Annotated in this window: 14 protein-coding genes and 1 rRNA gene; 10 read left to right on the top strand and 5 right to left on the bottom strand. The window is 37.6% G+C overall.

Annotated features, from left to right (window positions below):
* Together F9B85_RS02970 and F9B85_RS02965 are read left to right on the top strand one after the other, a co-directional pair.
* Positions 1-126 (top strand): 23S ribosomal RNA (locus F9B85_RS02970); the annotation flags it as partial.
* A 250-nt stretch (positions 127-376) separates the two neighbouring features.
* Complete coding sequence (locus tag F9B85_RS02965) at positions 377-1,456, top strand: 4Fe-4S binding protein (RefSeq protein WP_151618293.1); 1,080 nt, start codon at positions 377-379, stop codon at positions 1,454-1,456.
* A gap of 109 nt (positions 1,457-1,565) precedes the next feature.
* Here the strand turns inward: F9B85_RS02965 and F9B85_RS02960 are convergent, their stop codons facing one another.
* Both F9B85_RS02960 and F9B85_RS02955 read right to left on the bottom strand, forming a co-directional pair.
* Positions 1,566-1,913 (bottom strand): hypothetical protein, encoded by a 348-nt coding sequence (locus F9B85_RS02960; protein WP_151618291.1) that lies wholly within the window; start codon positions 1,911-1,913, stop codon positions 1,566-1,568.
* A gap of 33 nt (positions 1,914-1,946) precedes the next feature.
* Positions 1,947-2,309 carry a response regulator gene (locus tag F9B85_RS02955; protein ID WP_151618289.1) on the bottom strand — a complete coding sequence of 121 codons (363 nt, stop codon included), beginning with the start codon at positions 2,307-2,309 and terminating at the stop codon, positions 1,947-1,949.
* 355 nt (positions 2,310-2,664) lie between these two features.
* Between F9B85_RS02955 and F9B85_RS02950 the strand changes: the two genes are divergently transcribed.
* From F9B85_RS02950 to F9B85_RS02930, 5 genes are all read left to right on the top strand, one after another.
* Entirely contained in the window at positions 2,665-3,000 is a 336-nt protein-coding gene (locus tag F9B85_RS02950; protein WP_151618287.1) for an arsenate reductase family protein, read from the top strand.
* A gap of 181 nt (positions 3,001-3,181) precedes the next feature.
* A complete protein-coding gene (locus F9B85_RS02945) occupies positions 3,182-3,487 on the top strand; it encodes a zinc-ribbon domain containing protein (protein ID WP_151618285.1) in 306 nt (101 codons plus the stop codon).
* A gap of 125 nt (positions 3,488-3,612) precedes the next feature.
* Entirely contained in the window at positions 3,613-4,134 is a 522-nt protein-coding gene (locus tag F9B85_RS02940; RefSeq protein WP_170270116.1) for a DUF2867 domain-containing protein, read from the top strand.
* Between the two features lie 100 nt (positions 4,135-4,234).
* On the top strand, positions 4,235-4,501 hold the full coding sequence (locus F9B85_RS02935) for a DUF1294 domain-containing protein (protein WP_151618281.1): 267 nt from the start codon (positions 4,235-4,237) through the stop codon (positions 4,499-4,501).
* Between the two features lie 452 nt (positions 4,502-4,953).
* The gene (locus tag F9B85_RS02930; protein WP_151618279.1) at positions 4,954-6,705 is read left to right on the top strand and encodes a phosphoenolpyruvate carboxykinase; all 1,752 of its coding nucleotides are present in this window, start codon (positions 4,954-4,956) and stop codon (positions 6,703-6,705) included.
* A 52-nt stretch (positions 6,706-6,757) separates the two neighbouring features.
* On the opposite strand, the gene F9B85_RS02925 is transcribed toward F9B85_RS02930, so the two are convergent.
* Complete coding sequence (locus F9B85_RS02925) at positions 6,758-7,405, bottom strand: DNA-3-methyladenine glycosylase (protein WP_243138044.1); 648 nt, start codon at positions 7,403-7,405, stop codon at positions 6,758-6,760.
* A gap of 36 nt (positions 7,406-7,441) precedes the next feature.
* On the bottom strand, positions 7,442-9,685 hold the full coding sequence (locus F9B85_RS02920) for a hybrid sensor histidine kinase/response regulator (RefSeq protein WP_151618277.1): 2,244 nt from the start codon (positions 9,683-9,685) through the stop codon (positions 7,442-7,444).
* Between the two features lie 344 nt (positions 9,686-10,029).
* On the opposite strand from F9B85_RS02920, the gene F9B85_RS02915 reads away from it, so the two are divergent.
* From F9B85_RS02915 to F9B85_RS02905, 3 genes are all read left to right on the top strand, one after another.
* Positions 10,030-13,131: a PAS domain-containing hybrid sensor histidine kinase/response regulator gene (locus F9B85_RS02915; RefSeq protein ID WP_151618275.1), complete on the top strand. Its 3,102-nt coding sequence runs from the start codon at positions 10,030-10,032 to the stop codon at positions 13,129-13,131.
* Positions 13,132-13,153: 22 nt separating this feature from the next.
* A complete protein-coding gene (locus tag F9B85_RS02910) occupies positions 13,154-14,083 on the top strand; it encodes a diguanylate cyclase domain-containing protein (RefSeq protein ID WP_207707019.1) in 930 nt (309 codons plus the stop codon).
* A 153-nt stretch (positions 14,084-14,236) separates the two neighbouring features.
* Complete coding sequence (locus F9B85_RS02905) at positions 14,237-15,709, top strand: ATP-binding protein (RefSeq protein ID WP_151618271.1); 1,473 nt, start codon at positions 14,237-14,239, stop codon at positions 15,707-15,709.
* Between the two features lie 77 nt (positions 15,710-15,786).
* Here the strand turns inward: F9B85_RS02905 and F9B85_RS02900 are convergent, their stop codons facing one another.
* On the bottom strand, positions 15,787-17,262 hold the full coding sequence (locus tag F9B85_RS02900) for a S41 family peptidase (RefSeq protein WP_151618269.1): 1,476 nt from the start codon (positions 17,260-17,262) through the stop codon (positions 15,787-15,789).
* Between the last annotated feature and the right edge of the window lie 152 nt (positions 17,263-17,414).

Here is a 17,414-nt window from a genome sequence, read left to right as displayed (position 1 = left end):
AAAGATGAGACTTCCCACTACGTAAGTAGGTAAGACCCCAGGAAGATGACCTGGTTGATCGGCTCGAGATGGAAGCGTTGTGAGGCGTGTAGTTGACGAGTACGAATCGGTCGAGGACTTAACCTATTTCTTATTACATCGCAATTAAATCTCTGTGTAGCTTTCAAGGAATAAGTGAAGACCTTGTTGTTCTCGTTAACAGCAGGGTCTTTTTCCGTTTTGGAAACCGCCTAGTAAAGAAAGTCACCCACCCCAACTAGATGGGAAAAGGTGGCTTTTCTTATCGGGGAAGATATCACAGTAATTCTCCTTTGGTTGTGCTAAAGTCAAAAAGTAGTGAATAACAATACAAGCACAATCGAAGGAGTAAAACTAATTGTATAATTACTTAGAAAGCAAACTTAACATAAGAAGATGGTTGAAGATAAAAAATGGATCGACTATAAGCTGTAAACTAAGGCCTAGGCAGATTCGTTTTTTCATACAATCTTTGTTTCTAGCGTTAATTCTATGGACAGGTTGGGTTTTTTATAATTTTTATCAATATCTTTTAGAACCTAATGCTCCTATGGTTAATCGGCCGGGGGCTGTGGAAGCTTTTTTACCGATTAGTGCCTTAATGGCTTTGAGACAGTGGATTTACACTGGCTTTTATGATGCTTTGCACCCAGCAGGTTTGACAATTTTACTGCTTGTTATTTTGTCGGCTCTTTTATTTCGTCGTGCTTTTTGTAGCTGGGTTTGCCCTGTAGGTACACCTGTTGAGTGGATCGGTCGCTTTGGAAGAAGCATTCTACATTTTTTGGGTATGAAACCTTGGATACCTCGGGGTTGGAGCGTTTATCTGCTTTCTTCCTTTAAATATTTAATTCTTTTCTTTTTTGTCTATGTTATTTGGCTTTCTATGAACTTGCATGAAATAATAGCTTTTCTACAAAGTCCTTATAATCAAGTTGCTGATCTGAAGATGCTTCTTTTTTTCCTTGAACCTAGTAAAACTACAATTACTGTTCTGATAATACTTTTCTGTTTATCAATGATCATACCAAATTTCTGGTGTCGATTTGCTTGCCCTTATGGTGCTCTTGTAGCAGTTGTAGGAAAGTTGAGTGTTACGACAGTGCGACGAGTGGAAGAGAATTGTAACGATTGTGGTGCTTGCCAGCGAGCTTGCTTAAATGGACTAATTCCGCAAAAAAAGATAGATTTAGACCAAGAACAATGTACCTCATGTCTCTCCTGTGTAGAAGCATGTCCTCGTTCAGCTCTTAGCCTACATACACCTATTAGTGGACAAATAACAGCACCTCGCTCTGTAACCTTATTAGCTGTAGGAATGCTTCTTATCTTTTTTGGCGGATCTTTACTGGCCAAACAGTTGGGGTACTGGGAAAGCATTTTGACAGTAGAACATTTTCGTATGTGGCTACCATTTCTAGAAATGATCGATCATTAAAGTTCTAAAGTTTCTACAGCATCTTAATGAGTCCTAGTCCTAAATTTATTTATAATGAAAGCCCTAAATCTTTTGAGCAAGATTTAGGGCTTTATATAAGCTATTACATTCAGTTTTTGTATAATTGCAATAGTTCAAAGTCACAGATAAAAGGTGTGTTCTTAAAATACCGATACATTTCGTCGTAAGATTTATCTATTTTGAGATAAATCTTGAAACCTTGTTCCTTAATAACTTGTCTGGTTGTTGCATCATCTATAATAGGCATAGGATTGTGCAAAACAACATCAGTCATTTCTTTGAGCTGTATGAGCAAATAATAAGATCGAACACAAACGATTTGACAAGACTCCTCGAAGAATAAAGTTACCTTAAATGTATTTGCTGTTGTCGTTGATAAAGCAAGCGTACAATTGTCGAAAGTTTCAAAATGTTGATTATCTGTAGATTCTAACATTACGATTCACTCCTCTGTTACCATTTTCCTTAATCACAAATCAGAAACTCTCGACAATGTTCTTACAATAACCTCTTCAGTAAAAGGTTTAACTATAAAGGATTTAGCGCCGTTCAAAATCGCTTTCCGTATATACGTTTCTTGACCAATAGCTGAAACCATAACAACTTTTGCATTAGGATCTAGGGACATGATTTTCTTAAGAGATTCAATCCCATTGGTGTTAGGCATTGTAATATCCATGGTTACAAGATCCGGTTGGCACTCAAGGTATTTGGATACAGCTTCGAAGCCATTTTCCGCTTCTCCCACTACCTGAAACCCATTTTTTTCAATATGCATTTTAATTGTTTTGCGTATAAAAAGGGCGTCATCCACAATAAGTACCTTGACCATGCCTTTTCACTCCTCTCGCTTTTCTTTTCATTTTTACAATCTAGTGATTATATTTCAGCGTTGTAATCTTTGAAAGAACAATAAGAAAATAATAGTTATTATTAATAAGATTGGTTATTTATTAAATTTATTCCTGATGTAATTGTAACACAAAATAGGACTAAAGTGCGAAAAAATTACGACATAGGTCCTAATTTTTAGGTGAAGTTGCTAAGAGATTGGTGCTTTTCAAGGATGCAGGAAACAATTCTGACAATTCCGATTAGCCTGGTAATAGTTTAAGGCGATCATAACTTGCTATAGCAAACTAAGCGTGATATTTTCAAGGGTATAGATAGAAGGGAGTATATGTTTAATGAACATACAAATTTGGGGAACGAAGAAATGCCAGAACACGAGAAAAGCAGAGCGCTATTTCAAAGAGCGCAGAATAAAGGTTCAATTTATCGATCTGAATATAAAAGGATTAAGCAAAGGAGAGTTAGAAAGTGTACAAAAAGCTGTCGGCGGTCTGGAAAATTTAATAGACAAAGCAGGCAAGGAATATAGTAAGAGAAATCTGAAATATCTAGTGCATAATGTGGAAGAAGAGCTAATGAATAATCCTTTGCTTTTTATGACACCTATTGTGAGAAATGGTAGACGAGCTACAGTTGGCTATTCACCAGAGCAATGGGCTAAATGGGAATGATCTTTTTTCTGGAGAAGAAACATTTTTTTCTTTTTTTATTTAAGGACTTGCAAAAATTTCTATCTTCATATATACTATGTACAAGTCCTGATATGGAAAAACGCTATTCTTCTCATTTGCCAATGGCTAGGGAGGTTTACGGATATCCCTAGAAGGGGCAAATTATGAGGAGGTATTTTTTATGTTTCAAGACAAAGTATTAGCATGTAAAGATTGTGGAGCTGAATTCGAATTCACTGCTTCCGAGCAGGAGTTCTACGCAGAGAAAGGGTTTACGAACGAACCTGGTCGTTGCCCACAGTGTCGTGCAGCTCGTAAAGCTCAAAACAACAATAACAGAGGCGGCTATCGTGAAGAGCGCCAAATGTATCCTGTAACTTGTTCCGCTTGCGGCGTTGAAACAACAGTTCCTTTCCAACCCCGTGGTGACAAGCCAGTTTACTGCCGTGATTGCTTCCAGCCACAGCCTCGTAACAACCGCTGGTAAACAATTGTAAAGAGGAAGCCCACCTTAACCGGTGGGCTTTTTTTGTTTTTACTTGACATATTGAGGTTCTGGGAGAAGAATAGGGAGTAGGAATATTTATACCATATCCAAAGGAGTATTTACATTTGCAAAAAATAAAAGTTGAAGAAATAAATCTACCTAAAGAGTCTGTAATTAAAGGTTCTTTAGCAACTGTTGACTATATAGATTCCTATCGCATTCCTTGGCCAGAAGGTTTGGAGCAAGATGTAGTGGCTCTAATTCACCGGCTCTTTACATCGGCGCCAACCTGGACAACGGCATTAACAGAGGTGCGCAATAAAGTTGTTCGTTATTTCGGGATTAAAGTGCCGGAATCCCATTCCCAAATGACACCCTATGATTTTGATTTTTCGCCAGGTAATCAAGGGGGTTTTTTTCGTGTCTATGAACGTAATGATAATGAAATTGTTGTAGGCGACAATGATAAACATCTTAATTTTAGAATTTCTTTTATGATCGACAGAGAGGAAAGCAGAGCATGGGCTGTCGTATCTACAGCTGTACAATTTCATAATTGGTTAGGAAGAGCTTACTTTCTACCAGTACGTCCTTTCCATCGATTAATGGTTCCAGCTATGTTAAAAAGTGCAGGTAAGAAAGCTTGACTAAGGTAGTTTTTAGTATAAGGTCTGCTCTTTGAGGCAATAAACTAGTAATTTTTACAGGTAGTTGCAAAAAATCCTATTACCTGAAAGGATTATCATTATGACTTTATTCATTTATCTCTTGTGGAACGTCATAGCTTTTTTCCTTGTCGGTTATGACAAAAGACAAGCCCAAAGAGGAGGTCAACGTATTCAAGAAAAGACATTCTTTTACGATGCTCTTTTTCTTGGTGCTCTTGGCGTTCTCTTAGGGCTATATTTTTTTCGTCATAAGACAAGGCATAGAGCTTTTACGTGGGGAATTCCCTTACTATTAATTTTAAATCTAGCTATACTTTATTTCTTTTGGAAGCAAGGAGTAATTTAGATAGAACTTCAAGTGGTTGCATCACTTTTTGTATTAGTATGGTGCAAATGATAATTAAGATATTACTATCCAGCCCACAAAGCTCGAGAACATCCACCGTTGCATCGTCCATTGAGTAATAAAGAGTTTGATAAAGTGGCTCAAGAAGTTAGAACAATTGGACCGGAGCTACACATATTGCCGTAACGATACAGTTTATGCCTTGGCTAAAAATGGCCGGGCTATTTTTTTACAAAAAAAGATAACTTCGACAAAGGAATCTAAGCTTTCCACATAGAAGAAAATTATAACGAGTACACAAAGATATTACAATAATTAAAAAAAGGGAAACAATTGTCTTGCTTAGGAATATGATGAGAGATGGCAAAACAATTGAATATAGATAAACCGGTGGCATTTTTGAATATAGTGTAAGAATCGAAAGGAATGTCTTTTCTAGGAGGAGTTTCACAATGATTAAAAGTAAATTATACAATGGCAAAGCTGTCATTCGTATCAAAAGCGGACTATGCGAAACCACCGAAGATGTTTTGTCGAGCCAGTTTTTTAGAGAAGTTGTTACGAGTTGTATTAAAGAATTAGAAAAAAATAAGTCGCCCTTATTAGGTATCTTCAATGATCGTCATAACATTAGCAAGAAAGATATAGATTTGTTAATCCGCTCTTTACGTCATCTTTGCAAAATGCCGCCCAAAGCTGTTGCGGCAGTAGTTGAAGGCTCGGACGTCTTCTTCCAAGAACCAAACTTATTGGCTGATTTTGTTCATGCCCTTTATGAATTCTGGATTAGTTTTGAGCGCTTTACAATTTGTGAAGCAGAAGGTGAGATTTTTGATAAGCGTTTATCGGGGCAATTTAACCGAGCTGTTGACAAACTGAACCAGCTTATTCAAAAAGCCTATCAGGATATTGAAGATAATATTTCAAGTAAGTACGTGCGCATTCATCGACAAGTAATCGCTGGTGGGCAAATTGCCGCCGTTGGGATGCGCAGAGAACTACCCTATCCTAAACTTTATCAAGAGTTGAATAAGATACAAATCATTCGGCAAGTTCTGCTGTACCCACCTCTAGTGTTAGATCCGTCCATGAACAAAAGGACAGGACAGTTTATTCGCATTGATGAAAATCCGATTAAACATTGTAATATCGATCCTGATCAATGGCTTTGCTATCCTGCAAAAGTAGGACCACTCTTTATTAACATCTATTTCCACGAAAACTTTATGGATTTAGGTTTGTCCCTTTGTAACCTTTTTGAATTAGCAAGCCCACAAGAACTAAAAAGAAAGCCTGATGCTGTATATCTTTTTGGGGTACCAGAAAACGCCCTCGACCAGCTTGCCCCTTTTCCTACTGTTTTTTATGAAGATAAAGAAGAAGGCATGATGGTTGCCGCAGTGCCGAAAGGTAAAGAGTTCGGATATTTTGGTTATCTGAAAAAAATGGTACTTACACTCCACAACATCATTATGATGAAAAAAGGTAAATGGCCTTTTCATGGCGCTCTTGTCCGTATCTCATTGAAAAGTGGAAAGTCAGCGACCATATTACTTATTGGTGATACTGGTGCTGGTAAATCGGAAATGCTAGAGGCATTCCGGGTTATTAGTGAAGAAGAAATACAGGAAATGGTCATTATTGCTGATGATATGGGCTCACTAGTTATTGATGACTCAAATGGTGTTCTTGGCTATGGTACGGAAATAGGCGCTTTCTTGCGTCTTGATGATCTACAGACGGGCTATGCTTTCGGTCAAATGCACAGGTCTATTATCATGAGTGCCGCTCGCATTAACGCCCGCATTCTCTTACCTGTAACAGATATGAGTACAGTGACGAAAGGCCAGCCTATTGATTTTATCCTTTATTGCAATAATTACGAAAATGTCGATATAGATCATCCTGTTATGGAGAGATTTAATGATTATAAAGAAGCTTTAGAAGTTTTTGAGAAAGGTGCTGTTATGAGTAAAGGTACGACGACTTCTAAAGGGTTGGTCTATAACTACTTTGCTAACATTTTCGGACCGGTACAGTACCGTGAATTACATGACGAGCTTGCTGAAAAATACTTTGCTGCTTTTTTTGAAAAAGATATTTACGTAGGCCAGTTACGAACTCGCTTAGGCGTGTCTGGATGGGAGTTTAAAGGGCCTGAAGAAGCGGCTCGTGAGTTGGCCAATGCCATTCGAAATTTATAAGTTCATAGATAATAGAAAGACCTCCGTGCCAAGATGAGCAGGAGGTCTTTTTCTAGCGAGCTTTTGATACAAAGGGATTGCCTTTTACCCAGAAACGCCAAGGATAGTCTTTGGCTTCTCCGTAATTATCGATACCAATTCTTGGTCCCGAGGTGATATCTCCTTGTCTTATTCCATCGATGAGATAAAGAGCTCCTTCATAGGATGTTTCGAAATCTTTACAGAGAAAAAGAGATCTTCCATAATCGCTATTGTTGATGGCCATAGCTTGAGTTAATTTACCTGGTCCGTTAGTCAGTTCTGTTACTTTTTTCTTCTCCCCACGACGATTAAACATAATGTTAAGGCCTTGCAAGGGCTCTATGGCTCGAATTAATACAGCCTCGGGAGCGTCAATAGGAGCGCTCACAATATTCATTAGGCAATGATTGTGCATGACGTAAGTGTAAGTGTGACCAGGTGGTCCGTACATAACTTCTGTTCTTTTTGTTCTACGCAGACCATAGCTGTGACAAGCCCGATCGCTAAGGCCAAGATAGCCTTCTGTTTCTACAATGATGCCCGAAGTTAACCCCTCTGCTGTCTCTTTGACTAATACTTTGCCGAGCAGAGATTGAGCTAGCTCCAGTGTTGGTTGATCATAGAAAGATTTAGCTAAGGGTAATGATGGCAGTGGACTCACCTCATATGTTGAAATCAATGAGTTCTTCTTAGGTTGAGAAATTAAGATTAAAAGCTATAACCACTTTTTCAAGATTCTATCTAGATCTCCCATCTTGACAGGTTTGGTAAAATAATCATTCATACCAGATTCTAAACATTGTTGACGATATCCTTCAATTGCATGAGCCGTCATGGCAATAATAGGAATATCTTTGCAAGGCTTATCTAAGTTACGAATCGCTCTGGTCGCTTCAAAACCGTCCATCACCGGCATCTGACAATCCATTAACACTAGACTGTAGTTAGCTTTTTGTACAGCTTCGATAGCTTCTTCTCCGTTGTTAACGACATAAGCCTGATAGCCCAGTTTTTTCAATTGCATTAAAGCAAGTTTCTGGTTCACAGGATTGTCTTCAGCTAATAAAAGCAGTGGAACAGCTTCATTAGTTAACCTATCCGAGGGAGTAGTCACAGCAACTTCTCCGCTGTTTTCTATTAAATCTTCTAGAATTCCTCTTCTATTCATTTCTTCCACGCCTTTTTCTTCTACCATTTCTAAAGGTATGGTAAACCAAAAGAGTGAGCCTTGGCCGAATGTACTATCTACGCCAATTTGGCCACTCATAAGCTCAACCAGACCTTTGGAGATGGACAAACCAAGACCTGTACCGTCATATTTTCTAGTTGATGAATCATCTACTTGTGAAAAGGGTTGAAACAGTTTTTCTTTCATATCTTCAGAAATACCAATCCCTGTATCTTCCACTTCAAAGCGCAACCACAAGGGGTTGGTAGATAATTTTGTTACAGTCAAAGATACTTTTCCCTGTTCTGTAAATTTAATAGCATTGCTTAAAAAGTTTAGTAGGATTTGTTGAATCCTGTTAGCATCACCTTGAAGACGACTAGGGATATCAGGGCTTACTTGGCAGATAATCTTTAGATCTTTCTTTTGCGCTTTCAAAGCAACAAGAGCAGTCGTTCTTTCAATAAGATCAGCGAGGCAAAAAAGAGACTTTTCTAAAGTCATTTTACCAGCTTCAATTTTTGAAAAATCAAGTAAGTCGTTTACAATAGTGAGCAAATTATGTCCTGAATCACTGATAATAGTGACAATGTTACGCTCTTCTTCACCAAGAGGTCTTTCCAGCAACAGCTCGGTCATGCCGTTAATGCCATGAAGAGGTGTTCGAATTTCATGACTAATGTTTGCTAAAAACTGACTTTTTGCGCGATTTGCTTGCTCGGCAGTTTCTTTCGCTTTTAGAAGTTGTATCTCAATAACTTGACGATTTTCTAGTTCTGCTTGCAAAGCTTGTGTTTTCGCTTGCACCTCTAACTCCATCTCCTGGGTATGAATAAGCATTTTGCCTGTGAGAGGACGGAGAAGAGCGATCATGACAAGCACACCAAGAGTGATTAATGCCATTATCGTTAGACCAGTCCAAGTAAGTTGCTGTTGAATCGGTACTTGTAATTCCTGTGGCTTCATCAATATAATTGCGACCCAGTCACTTTCAAGAATAGGATAATAAGCCACGACAGGATCGTTTTGCCCAAAAGTGATGCCTGTTGTTCCTTTTTCGCCTGCAGAGGCTTTTTTCATAGCCAGTGATATATTATCGGGTATAGAAGAAGAGTCACTTGGCAGTGGAAAAAAAGACTTAGGAACATCTTGCTTCACCGTGCCTACTATAATATAAGTGCTATCACCTAATGCAGTTGAGTTGTCAACAATTTGTTCTAAAAAGGTTGCGTCAAAAAGAAGTAGATCTGTGCCTATGCGTTGACCATGAGGATTCTCTATAATGGGCGCACTTATCACAATATAGTATCTATCATAAGACCAGAAAGGTTCTCCAACAACTGCATGTTTTGCTTTTGCTGATGGTACTATCCAATTTTCACTTGGTATAGATTTACCTACTTGAACAACTATATTACCTTTTTCATCTAAGCGACTGATACCAATAAGTCCTTCAGAATGAACTATGGCATCTTCTAGTTTGTCTGCTGTAAAGTCAACTAAGGCTTGTAAAGGTACTTCCCCTTTGTTATATCTGTCTAGATAATTTCGAATTTGCGTTCTACTGGCAACTTGCATAGCAACTTCTTTGTATCTAGATAGAAAATGCTCAATCTCTTTGGTTTGAGAACTAATAGTATGGTAAAGTCTCTGTTGTTCATATTCTAGTAAGTGCTTATATAAGGGCCAGATACTAATAGAAGCTACGAGAAGACCCATAAAAAGAATACCTATGGCAGAAGAAAGGACAAGTCTTCTTTGAAGTTTTAAAGTTTCACGTTTTCGAGGCAAGAAAAGCACCTACTCTCCGCGACATCTTTTGACACAATTCGACAATCGATAAAAACCAGTAATGACCATCAGCATTGTATGCAAGATGGTCATTACTTTTTCCTTAATTTGATATTTTTCTACAAAAGTACGGTTATACCTTCTTCCATTTCTTGTTTTTTATGCCATATATTCTATCGAAAAAAGTCTATGCATCAACTCAACTATAAAAAATTGCAATGCAAGAAATCACAACTATTTTATTATTTTGAAGATACATATCATAGGAAGGTATTGCAACGTAAGATGTCAAATAAATCAAAGTAATCTCATGCACATTTGACTTCGAACAGGAGGTTTTTTTGGTGCATCATAATGATACAGAAACTAATATAAATAATGATGTTTTTGAGAAAACAAATAAAATGTTACGCCAAATTACTGATGCCATGGGAGAAGTTTTTTGGCTTAGCTCAGCTGATTATAAAGAAATACTCTATGTAAACCCTGCATATGAAAGAGTTTGGGGAAGAGCCTGTCAAAGTTTATATGATGATCCTTTTTCATATCTTGAATCAGTTCATAAAGAAGATAAAGATATGGTTTATTTAACTTTTAAACATTACATTCAAGATGATAAGAAGGAAAAAAGCTATCATAATGAATATAGAATTGTGCGACCTGATGGAGAAATACGCTGGGTTGATGTTCGCACTTTTCCTGTTATTGACGATGAGGGCATAATAACTGGTCATACAGGCTTGGCTGTTGATATTACAGCACAGAAAAGAACGGAAGCAGAATTAAGAGAAAGGAAGAATGAACTAGAAGGTTTCTTCAATATGTCCCTAGATATTACGGAACGTAAAGAGATTGAGCAAAAGCTAGAAGAGCAAGAAGGTCTTTATCGTGGTCTTGTGGAATCTCAGCAAGATCTTATTGTCCGGGTTGACATGGAAAATCGTTTTACCTATGTTAACGATGCCTATTGTCGAACCTTTGGCAAGCAACGCGAAGAGCTTATCGGTAGTTCTTTTGCCCCTTTAGTTCATGAAGCAGATATAGAGTCTACCTTCGAAGCAATGAAAGACTTAGAAAAACCACCCTATAGAGCTTATATAGAACAAAGAGCTAAAACTATCATGGGTTGGCGTTGGATTGCCTGGGAAGATTATGCCATCAAAAATGTTAATGGCGAAACGATTGAGATACAAGGTGTTGGTCGCGATATTACAGCTCTAAAAGAAGCGCAACGAAAAGCAGAAGAAGCAAATTTAGCCAAAAGCCAGTTCTTAGCCAATATGAGTCATGAAATACGGACACCGATGAATGGGATTATAGGACTCAGTCACCTAGCTATGAATAGAAGTGAAGATAAAAAAGTACAAAAATATCTCAAAAAGATTCAAGCATCTGCAAAAAGCTTACTTATGATTATCAATGATATATTAGATTACTCCAAAATTGAATCAGGAAGCCTTGCTTTAGAAAACAATGCTTTCTACATACGAGAAGTGGTAAAAAGTGTTGTTGACATGCTTTGTCCTAAAGTCAAAGAAAAAGGTCTAAAGTTAACTATTGATATTCCTTCTGAGGTACCTGCTTATGTATCAGGTGATGCTTTACGGGTTGGTCAGGTACTTATGAACCTACTGGGTAATGCCGTGAAATTTACTGATAATGGAAACATAAACATTACAGTTCAAGTAGATGAAGAAAATGAAGAAAAAATAACTTTAACTTTTTCTGTGCAAGATACGGGAATTGGAATTGCGAAAGAAAAGCATAAATCCTTATTCCAGCCTTTCACACAAGCCGATGGCTCAATGACTCGCAAGTATGGTGGCACAGGACTAGGGTTATCCATAACCAAACGCTTAGTAGAAATGATGAACGGTAGAGTATGGTTAGAAAGTGAAGCTGGAAAAGGTTCAACTTTCTATTTTACTATTCCTTTTAGTATTAAGAATGATGCTAATTCTATGGAGTTATTGACTCACCGAAATCGCTTAAAAGTATTGATTGTCGATGATAGTCAAAGTGATCGAGAAATTCTTAGCACTTTTATTGAAGCTTTAAAATGTGAATGTACTTTTGCGGAAACTGGTGAAGAGGCTCTACAGGAGATTGAGCAAACATATCAGGAAAAGAGCAAGCCTTATGATCTGGTTCTTATGGATTATAAAATGCCAAAACTAGATGGTTTTGAAACAACTTTATATCTACAAAAAAAATACGAACTTACCAAGATGCCTGTAGTCATAATGGTCACAGCTCATGACACGTTAGAAGCAAAAGATAAAGCACAAGCTTTGAACTTAGCTGGATTCTTAGTCAAGCCAGTGAATCAATCAAAACTATTCAACTTGATTATTAATATCTTTGGCAAAAAAGAAGGACTCTTTTATTTAGATTCTCGAGAAGTAGCTAAGTCTCACCAGCTTGACGATACTTTACTAGGCTCTTCTGTATTATTAGTAGAAGATAATGATATAAACCAGGAAATAGCAAGAGAATTGCTACAACAAGCAGGTTTATTAGTGACGATTGCCGAAAACGGACTTGAAGCAGTTGAATTGGCTAGTAACGAAAATTTCGATCTTATCTTAATGGACATTCAAATGCCTGAAATGGATGGCTGTGAAGCTACCCGAAAAATTAGATCTCTTAGCGATGAAAAGAAAAGCAAAATTCCTATCATTGCTTTAACAGCTCATGCTATGTCAGGTGATCGTGAGCGCTATCTAAGTAAAGGTATGGATGACTATATTTCAAAGCCTTTTGATCCTACTAAGTTTATTGAAAAGATTTCTAAATGGTTAGGAAAAAAAATTACCTATAAAGATATGAAGCAAGATAGTACACTTCCAGAAACGTTGCCAGGTCTTAACATTGCTGAAGGACTAGGTAGACTTGGTGGTAATAAGAAGCTTTATCTTAGCCTACTAAGTAACTTTTCTTCTGATACAATGACAGCGCTTCAAGAAATTACCTACTCTTTTGAGAGGGGCAACTTAGATAATTTAAAAGCACTAATACACACATTAAAAGGCTCAGCCGGTAATATTGGGGCGAAGAAAACGATGGAACTATGCAAACAAATAGAGCAACAACTTTATGAGAGCTCAATATCGCCTTTGCTTGTCACAGAGTTAGAAGAAGAGTTTTTGCAAGTACAGAAATCGATAGAAGAACTTCTACTCACTTATGAGAATTTGGATAATACGATGCCCATAGCAACAGGAGTCAATCAGGAAGCATTTTTTGAACTTCTTCATAAGCTTAGAGAACAGTTAGATGACGATCTTTTTGTTGACTTTTCTTTCCTTGTCGAAATGGAAAAACAATTGCCTAGAGAAGCGAGCATGCTCAGCCGTTTCAGCTCTCTAAAAGAAGCTCTAGAAGATTTTGATTATGAGAAAGCCAGGTTGCTTTTGACAGAATTAGAGATCTTGAAACCAATGTGAGCGCAGGGAGTGAATGTTTTTAATGAAAAGCTCAGAAAAACAGAGCATTCTAATAGTTGATGATTCGCGAACTAATATTATGGCTTTAGCTGAGTTACTAAAAGATGAATGGGCCATAAAAATAGCTAACAACGGCGCTACTGCTTTACGCATTGCTGAGTCGAAAAGCCCACCAGATCTGATACTTTTAGATGTAATGATGCCTGAAATGGATGGCTACGAAGTATGTAAAAGACTAAAAGAGTCACCGATCACTAAAGATATTCCAGTAATTTTTGTTACTGCCATGGATAGCTTAGAAAATGAAGAATTTGGCTTGAGTTTAGGAGCTATTGATTATATTACCAAACCCATTAGTCCTCCTATTGTTAAAGCGAGAGTGAGAAACCACTTAGAGCTCAAAAAGTATCGAGATATACTGAAAGAATCTTCTCGAATTGACGGACTCACAGGAATTTCTAATCGCAGGAGATTTGATGAGGCTTTATCAGCCGAATGGCGTCGTGCCTTACGATACGGTAGTAGTCTATCACTTATAATGATCGATATTGATCATTTCAAGAACTATAATGATAGTTACGGTCACCTTGGTGGTGACGAATGTTTGCGACAGGTAGCTCAAAGCTTACATAGTATCCCAAAAAGACCTTTAGACTTAGTAGCGAGATATGGTGGGGAAGAATTTGCCTGTCTATTGCCTGAAACAGAGTTTACGTGGGCTTTAAAGATTGCAGAAGACTTACGGAGTAACGTATTGGCGTTACAACTTCCTCACAAAAGTTCTCCTCTATCTGAACAAGTCACTGTTAGCCTAGGGCTAACTACTCTGATTCCTCAAAAAGGGCAGGAAGCACAATTTATAATAGAAGAAGCTGACAGAGCTTTATATACTGCCAAAGAAGCAGGAAGAAACCAGGTTAGTTGGTCTAATTCAAAAGAATCTTCTTCATAAAGCAGAAACTCCCTCGATTCTTTTTTTGAGAAAGGAGGGAGTTTTTCTTTTAGTGAAGAAAAGAAGGAATAAGCTTCCAAAAAAATGAAGGGAATTTGATTATTTGATAGAATAAAGTTATATTCAGAAAGAGAAAAGCAGGTGGGTAAAGAGATGATGCTTCTAGAACAAGAACTTTCAGAAGATACTAAAAATATACTAGAGCATTTACTTGATTGCTTTGGTATTTACCAAGCTTTTCAAAACGAGGATGGAGAAATAGTAGATTTTGTAGTCGTCTATTTGAACCGTTCTGCGACTCAATTTATATCTATCGATAAAAGTACTTTGATCGGTAAAAAGATGAGCGACTTAATACCCCTGTTTCAGAGAACTAGGATGTTTTCGATACTATGTGAAGTTATCAGCAAGGGAGAACCCATTGAACTACCCTGTCATGAAAATATAAATTTTTTAAATCATCGAAAAGCTGTTGAGTTAAAACTATTTAAACATGGTAAGAATTCTGTTGCCATTTCCTGGCGTGATAAATCTGAATTGTTGGAAATAGAAGAGTCAGCCCAACTATCTAAAGAACTATTTCAGAAGGTTTTTAATGTTAGTCCGATCCCTATGGCTATATTAGACATTGTCACTGAAGTAGTTCTAGACGTTAATGAGAGCTTTCTTAATATTTCTGAATATAATCGGGAAGACATCATTGGACGCACAACTAGAAACGTTCTTTTGTATGAGAAGATTGAAGATCGGAATAGGATATACAAAATCTTACGAGAAAAAGGCTCTGTAAGAAATATGCAATTAAACTTACGAACTAGGACTAATCAGCAATGGAATGGACTGCTTTCTGCTGAAACTATCATGATTGATAAAAAGTTTTGTCTGCTGATTCAAATCAGTGATATTACAGAAATAAAAAGGTTGGAAGAGGAATTAATTCGCCTAGAAAGATTCAACTTAGTCGGTCAATTGGCAGCAGGCATAGGTCATGAGATACGCAATCCTATTACAAGTGTAAGAGGTTTTCTACAAGTTTTACAAGCAAAAGAACCTTTAAAGTGCTATGACGACTACTTTAATTTAATGATCAAGGAGCTTGATCGGGCTAATCAGATACTTACTGATTTCCTATCGCTTGCTAAGCAAAAAGTAGATACAAGAAAAGAAATAGAACTGTCTGTAATCATAAATGAGTTAAAACCGTTAATTGAAGCGGAAGCCTTGAATGAGAATAAACAAGTGCTTTTTGATCTGAAAGACATACCTATTTTTTTGTTAGTCGATGAAAAAGAGATTAAGCAATTATTACTCAATATGGTTCGCAATGGCTTTGAGGCTATGCAAGCCGGAAAAACTTTATGCTTAAGAACCTATATGGCAAATGATGAAGTCATACTTGCCATTAAAGACGAAGGCGCGGGGATCAAGCCAGAGATACTTAACAAACTAGGTACACCATTTATTACATCAAAGGAATCGGGAACAGGCTTAGGACTAGCTATTTGTTACAGTATAGCGGCGAGAAATCAAGCATCAATTCGAGTTGAATCGAGCGACAAAGGAACTATTTTTTACGTACATTTTAAAGGTGTACAACATAAAATTTTATCCAAACCCGTAACATAGGCCTTACCATGTTAGAAGCTAAAAAAGCACTCCCCTTACTGTTTTTGTTAGTAAAAGGAGTGTTTTTTTAGTGTTTTTTAGGGTGAGGCTAGCAGGATTTCTCTACTTTCTTCATTGTACTCAACGATATAACCAAGCTGTTCACTGATCATGCGAACGGGAGCAAAAGTACGATCATCTACTATTACTAAAGAATGGAGAGACAAGGGTATTTTTTTGTTACCATAAGTCAGTAAAGCTTCTCTTGTTACTTCCTCATATTCGACTACGCCACCGAGAGCTTCGACGATAAAGCGAAGAGGAAGATAGGCTCTATTTTCTTGTACCATCGGCTTTTGCTCAATGACAAACTTTTCTCCTGAGAGGATAGCTTCTTGGCGATCTAGGTATAGTCGCAACTCCCGAGTCTGAGGAGGTTCTAGAATTTCTTTTGCTCGGATTAGTTGTAGACTTCTTGTACCAATAGATAAATCTGGCGTCAGACCTATTTGATCAATTGTTATACCTTGCGGTGATTGATAACGAGCAATTGTTACTTTTAGAACACCACCAGCATCTAAAGGAAAGAGACTCTGTACAGAACCTTTACCATAACTGTTTGCACCAATTAGTAGAGCATGAGAACGCTCTTTAAGAGCTGCTGATAAGAGCTCAGCGGCACTGGCTGTATGCTCATCAATAAGAATTACCATAGGCAAGAGAGATTCAGAGCCTTCTGTGTGATAGGTGCTTTTACTACCGTTATGATAAACAAGATGATAAAGTGGTCCTTCGGGAAGTAAAAAATCTCCAATGAGTTCAGCGGCTGTCATTGAACCGCCACCGTTTCCTCGCAAATCAAGGAGTAATCTATCCATACCTTCTGCGCGAAGCTTGTTATATACTTTGGCAAATTCTTCACCAGCTTTTTCACCAAAACTATAGAGGCGTAGATAGCCTGTAGAATTGCCTATGATTTCTCCTTCTGCCTGGGGGATAGAGATGCGCTGCCTTGTCAATTCCAGTACATAAGGCTCGCCAGTTAAGGCGTTCATTAACTTCATTGTGACTTTCGTTCCTTCAGGACCTCGCACTTTACTTGCTACTACGTCTGTAGAGAGTCCTTCAGTAGGAAGCTCGTCAACTTGCAATATTTTATCGCCTTTTCCAATGCCAGATTTTTCAGCTGGTGAATTAGGAAAGACTCTTTCCACAGCAGGATAGTTATCAACTTGCGTTATGACCATTCCGATACCAGCGTAATTCAAGTTTAAAGAATCTAGAAGTGCTTGCTCTTCCTGTGGTGTCAAGTAACTTGTATAAGGATCGCCTAAGGCCTCTAGAATCTCTTCAATGCTTTCTAATTCGAGAATTTTTGAGTTGGGCTGATCGATATGGTGATTCTTTAGTAACTTTCGGATCTCTATCAAAAGAGATTCATCGCTCTCTGAACTTTCTACTTTTTCACTTTCCACTTTTACGGCCAATTGTTCTTGACTATCGTTGTAAGCTTGTACAGGTAATAGTGTTAAAAAAAGAAAGACAAGAAAGGTAAAAAAAGCACTGCTTCTCAAACTCTCTACCCCCTTTGGTATATGGAATGTTCCAAAAGGAACAAAAGTACTCTTGTATGATTATACTCTATCTCTGCTTTCTTGTCAGTTCTAAGTAAAAAGCTTTTCTGGTCTTTTGATTGTCATCTCAGGTCTATACAAAAAAAAGTATT

The sequence above is a fragment of the Heliorestis acidaminivorans genome, from assembly GCF_008933955.1.
GTDB lineage: Bacteria > Bacillota > Desulfitobacteriia > Heliobacteriales > Heliobacteriaceae > Heliorestis > Heliorestis acidaminivorans.
This window is presented reverse-complemented; position numbering and strand designations above follow the sequence as displayed.

What these genes read in the sequence shown, in the direction of transcription:
- F9B85_RS02960 (WP_151618291.1), bottom strand. Translation starts at nt 1,913, where the DNA reads ATGTTAGAATCTACAGATAATCAACATTTTGAAACTTTCGACAATTGT.
- F9B85_RS02955 (WP_151618289.1), bottom strand. Translation starts at nt 2,309, where the DNA reads ATGGTCAAGGTACTTATTGTGGATGACGCCCTTTTTATACGCAAAACA.
- F9B85_RS02950 (WP_151618287.1), top strand. Translation starts at nt 2,665, where the DNA reads ATGAACATACAAATTTGGGGAACGAAGAAATGCCAGAACACGAGAAAA.
- F9B85_RS02945 (WP_151618285.1), top strand. Translation starts at nt 3,182, where the DNA reads ATGTTTCAAGACAAAGTATTAGCATGTAAAGATTGTGGAGCTGAATTC.
- F9B85_RS02935 (WP_151618281.1), top strand. Translation starts at nt 4,235, where the DNA reads ATGACTTTATTCATTTATCTCTTGTGGAACGTCATAGCTTTTTTCCTT.
- F9B85_RS02930 (WP_151618279.1), top strand. Translation starts at nt 4,954, where the DNA reads ATGATTAAAAGTAAATTATACAATGGCAAAGCTGTCATTCGTATCAAA.
- F9B85_RS02910 (WP_207707019.1), top strand. Translation starts at nt 13,154, where the DNA reads ATGAAAAGCTCAGAAAAACAGAGCATTCTAATAGTTGATGATTCGCGA.
- F9B85_RS02905 (WP_151618271.1), top strand. Translation starts at nt 14,237, where the DNA reads ATGATGCTTCTAGAACAAGAACTTTCAGAAGATACTAAAAATATACTA.